Origin of the sequence: Acinetobacter sp. Swhac1, from assembly GCF_013390985.1 — a bacterium.
Classification (GTDB): domain Bacteria; phylum Pseudomonadota; class Gammaproteobacteria; order Pseudomonadales; family Moraxellaceae; genus Acinetobacter; species Acinetobacter towneri.
The window spans coordinates 1-3,882 of sequence record NZ_JACASN010000067.1 but is presented as its reverse complement, the minus strand read 5'-3'; the positions used below and the strand labels follow the sequence as shown (position 1 = coordinate 3,882).

Below are 3,882 nucleotides of genomic sequence, written 5' to 3'. Positions count from 1 at the left end.
CGAAATGAGTTTTTAGACTTGAGAGGGAATTATACAAAACCTGTTTTATGGTCAAGATCATATTTTGCAGGGTCTTGTGGTGGTGCGCCTTTGGAAATAATCAAACAATATATTCAGAATCAACAAGGTTGAAATTTGTGAAATTCACCTCCACCCTGACTGACGAGTGGAGTCCTCTTTCACTTGGAGATAGTATTTTGGGCGCTTGTTGAGTGACTGCTCGATAGTTTTGATCAGATAGACTCAACATGATGAAGCCACCGATGCCCTATAGCATAAAAGGGAGCAAGGTGATGTGCATAAATACAGAATAGATTAAGATAAAATCAAATACATCAGTACCATAAGCTGCACCTACCAACAAAAATGCCAGTTCATACAGACCAATCAATGTGATGAAAAAACCTGCTATAAATTTTAGCAGTTTATTTGGTTGCGGCTTTAATGCTTCTGTCGTTAATGCTTTTGTCGTTGTAGCGATGCGTTCTAAATCATCAGACATAGTGATCCGTCCTCATCATTATTATTTGCTGCGACCATACAGAAAAAGCTAAAACAGCACTAGATAAAGAAGATCAATACCTGATTTTTACTGTCGTGAAATGGTCGCTAGAGGTGATTTTGCTTTTATAACCAAACTTGATAAAATATAGCGCTTAAAATGTGACTTTTCCATTGTAGTTCTACCCATTCTCAGGTAGAATTCGGACTCCTTTTTGTTTGGACAGCTTCCATAGTCCAAACCAACTATAATAGGTAGTGGTTTAATGAAAACTCTCAGCGCTAAGCCAGCTGAAGTTCAACACGACTGGTACGTTGTTGATGCTTCTGGCAAAACTCTAGGTCGCCTTGCGACAGAAATCGCTCGTCGTTTACGCGGTAAGCACAAAACTTCTTATACTCCTCACGTTGACACTGGCGACTACATCGTTGTTATCAATGCTGAGCAAGTTCAAGTGACTGGTAACAAATCACTTGACAAGAAATACTATCGCCACACTGGTTTCCCTGGTGGTATCCGTGAAACTAATTTCGAGAAATTAGTTGCTCACAAACCAGAAGAAATCTTCCAACGCGCTGTAAAAGGCATGTTGCCAAAAGGTCCTCTTGGTTATGCTATGATCAAGAAAATGAAAGTGTACGCTGGTGCTGAGCATCCTCACACAGCTCAACAGCCACAAGTTTTGGACATCTAAGGGATACAGCACATGGCTACTAACTATGGTACAGGTCGCCGTAAGACCGCAACTGCACGTGTTTTCTTATCAGCTGGTACAGGTAAACTCGTAATTAACAACCGTACTCTTGAGCAATATTTCGGTCGTGAAACTGCTCGTATGATCGTACGTCAACCATTAGAGCTTCTTGAAGCTACTGAAAAATATGACCTTTACATCACTGTTGCTGGTGGTGGTATTGGTGGTCAAGCTGGTGCAATCCGTCACGGTATTACTCGTGCATTGATCGCATCTGACGACACTTTAAAACCTGCTCTTCGTCAAGCTGGTTTCGTTACTCGTGATGCTCGTGAAGTTGAACGTAAGAAACTTGGTTTACGTAAAGCTCGTAAACGTCCACAATTCTCTAAACGTTAATTCGTTTACCGAATCGGACACAAAAAAAGCCTTGGATTTTCCAAGGCTTTTTTTTATGCAAATCAACGAGCTGAGCATTTTTAGTCAGATAAACAATTCGGATTCACATACACCAAAAATCAAAATTCAATACAGTCCAAAAATTGAAAACCAATCAACAAATATCTCATACACTTTTATCAGCTTTGCTGGGTGATTTTAGTGGCTAAGTTTAGTATCCTATTCTATTCATTTGGTTTTATTTCGGATTATGTCAGTCGAGAACGCACCCTTACAAGGCATTACCCTCTACAGTCATGCGGACGACTTTCGCTCACATTGGATTCGTTACGTTCTGGCCGAAAAACAAATCAAATATCAACTGATTTTGGTCGATTATGAAGATGAAGACCTCGCAAGCCTGAATCCGTATAATCAACTTCCAATGCTGCTAGAAAACGATTTAAAACTCTTTAATACTGCGATTATTTCCGAATATCTGGATGATCGTTATCGACAAAATAAACTTTATGCCGATGCACCTATGCCACGTGCAGAACAACGTCAATATATTTGGCGCTTTGAACAAGACTGGTTCAAACTTGCCGATCAGATGCTACGTCATCCTGATAGCTTAGATTACACAACACAGCGCGCTGCACAAAAAAAATTACGTGATACACTCATTTCACTGACACCATTATTTCAGCATTATCCTTATTTCATGTCAGAAAATTTCAGTATTTTAGATTGCATGCTGGCATCCTTATTTATACGGCTAAAAGCCATGGGCATAGAATTACCTCAACAACACTGTCGTCCAATTTTCCTGTATTGTCAGCGGATTTTTTCACGCCCTGCCTTCACTCAAGCAATGACTTTGCAAGAAAAAAATCGCTATCAAGAATTTTTAATTCATACTTAAAGAGCATATTATGTCTGAATCTGAAATCAATTTAAGTCCAACCCGTCCTTATTTAGCCCGCGCAATTTATGAATGGATTTGTGATAACCAACTCACACCACATTTATTGGTCGATGCTACACAGCCGAATACGCTTGTTCCTGAACAATTTATTCAGGATGGTCAGATTGTCCTAAATATCGTTCCACATGCAGTGCATGCCTTACACATGAGCAATGATGCAATCACCTTCTCTGCACGCTTTGGTGGCGTATCACGCGACTTATATGTACCTATGAATGCCGTCGTAGGTATCTATGCAAGAGAGAATGGACAAGGCTTATTCTTTGATCCAAGTGAGTATGCACATATCCAAAATGATCAAGATGCTTTAGAATCAAAGACTGAAAAAAAAACCGAACAAACTAAGAAAAAACCAAGCCTTAGATTATTAGATTAAAACAATGGAGTAGTGAATGGCTTTTGATTTAGTACAATATTTTGCAGCGCAGATTAAACTTCAAAAGCCCTCGCTTTTGAAACAATATAATGCTGTTGATCGCGACCAATATATTCAAGAAATCAATGCGCTGAGCTTAGGCAAACTGGTCAGTTTGTGGCGAGAAGACAACCAAAAACTTTATCAAGAAATTGATCATCAAGATGAATTATATATTCAGGAAATTGCACGTCGACTCACCACATCTCCACACAATCAGTCGCCTCTCTCCAAAACTGAGCTTGAACAGAATATTAGTGAAGTTTTAGCCTTACAACTCACAGAGCTCAAGCAGTTAGATCAAACAGGTAATTTTGGTAATAAAGATCTAGGTGAATTATTACTGGGTCAAATTGAACATTTATCTGGTCAGGCGGATGATTGGGTTTGGTCAACAAACGATCTAATAGAGTTAAAAGGTTCTAAACCAATTCCTCAAGAAGAGCTATCATTAGAGGCATCAATTAAGGAGTTTAATCAAATGGTTCAACAACATACCCACGATGATCATCAAAATATTGAGCCTGTAGAAGCAATTGTACCCACTTGGTCTAAAGTGTTAGAACCTATCGTTGCGATTGCGATTTTAGCAATTCTATGGTGTTCTGTTACACAATTATTTGCTTAAATCAATCTTCTCTCTAAGCCCTAATAAAACCATCCTCAGATGGTTTTATTTTGCCTTCACTTTTATGTTTCCTTTCTTTTTATAATTTTATTTTTCTAACTTTATTTTCTTTTCTACATAAAAAAACACCCTCAACGCTAGTTGAGGGTGTTTGAATAATGAGCTGGCGATGACTTACTCTCACATGGGTAACCCCACACTACCATCAGCGCGAAGAGGTTTCACTTCTGAGTTCGGGAAGGGATCAGGTGGTTCACTCTTGCTATGGTCGCCAGCA

General features: G+C 39.1%; 7 protein-coding genes and 1 rRNA gene. 6 read left to right on the top strand and 2 right to left on the bottom strand.

What is annotated here, in order from left to right:
- Nucleotides 1–132: transposase (locus HX743_RS15615; protein ID WP_178318959.1), on the top strand; the 132-nt coding region annotated here is incomplete at its 5' end.
- Between the two features lie 136 nt (nt 133–268).
- On the opposite strand, the gene HX743_RS15610 is transcribed toward HX743_RS15615, so the two are convergent.
- Nucleotides 269–502 (bottom strand): hypothetical protein, encoded by a 234-nt coding sequence (locus HX743_RS15610; protein ID WP_178319645.1) that lies wholly within the window; start codon nt 500–502, stop codon nt 269–271.
- Nucleotides 503–767: 265 nt separating this feature from the next.
- Here HX743_RS15610 and rplM point away from each other — a divergent pair, with 265 nt between their 5' ends.
- From rplM to HX743_RS15585, 5 genes are all read left to right on the top strand, one after another.
- Nucleotides 768–1,196 carry a 50S ribosomal protein L13 gene (rplM, locus tag HX743_RS15605; protein ID WP_004909012.1) on the top strand — a complete coding sequence of 143 codons (429 nt, stop codon included), beginning with the start codon at nt 768–770 and terminating at the stop codon, nt 1,194–1,196.
- A 12-nt stretch (nt 1,197–1,208) separates the two neighbouring features.
- A complete protein-coding gene (rpsI, locus tag HX743_RS15600; RefSeq protein ID WP_004972483.1) occupies nt 1,209–1,595 on the top strand; it encodes a 30S ribosomal protein S9 in 387 nt (128 codons plus the stop codon).
- Nucleotides 1,596–1,845: 250 nt separating this feature from the next.
- Nucleotides 1,846–2,499, top strand: coding sequence for a glutathione S-transferase N-terminal domain-containing protein (locus HX743_RS15595; protein WP_096901581.1), 654 nt, complete (start codon nt 1,846–1,848; stop codon nt 2,497–2,499).
- Nucleotides 2,500–2,509: 10 nt separating this feature from the next.
- The gene (locus HX743_RS15590; protein ID WP_178319644.1) at nt 2,510–2,938 is read left to right on the top strand and encodes a ClpXP protease specificity-enhancing factor; all 429 of its coding nucleotides are present in this window, start codon (nt 2,510–2,512) and stop codon (nt 2,936–2,938) included.
- Nucleotides 2,939–2,954: 16 nt separating this feature from the next.
- Nucleotides 2,955–3,605 (top strand): hypothetical protein, encoded by a 651-nt coding sequence (locus tag HX743_RS15585; RefSeq protein ID WP_178319643.1) that lies wholly within the window; start codon nt 2,955–2,957, stop codon nt 3,603–3,605.
- A 161-nt stretch (nt 3,606–3,766) separates the two neighbouring features.
- Here the strand turns inward: HX743_RS15585 and rrf are convergent.
- Nucleotides 3,767–3,881: ribosomal RNA gene (gene rrf / locus HX743_RS15580) — 5S ribosomal RNA — on the bottom strand.
- Nucleotide 3,882 lies beyond the last annotated feature (1 nt).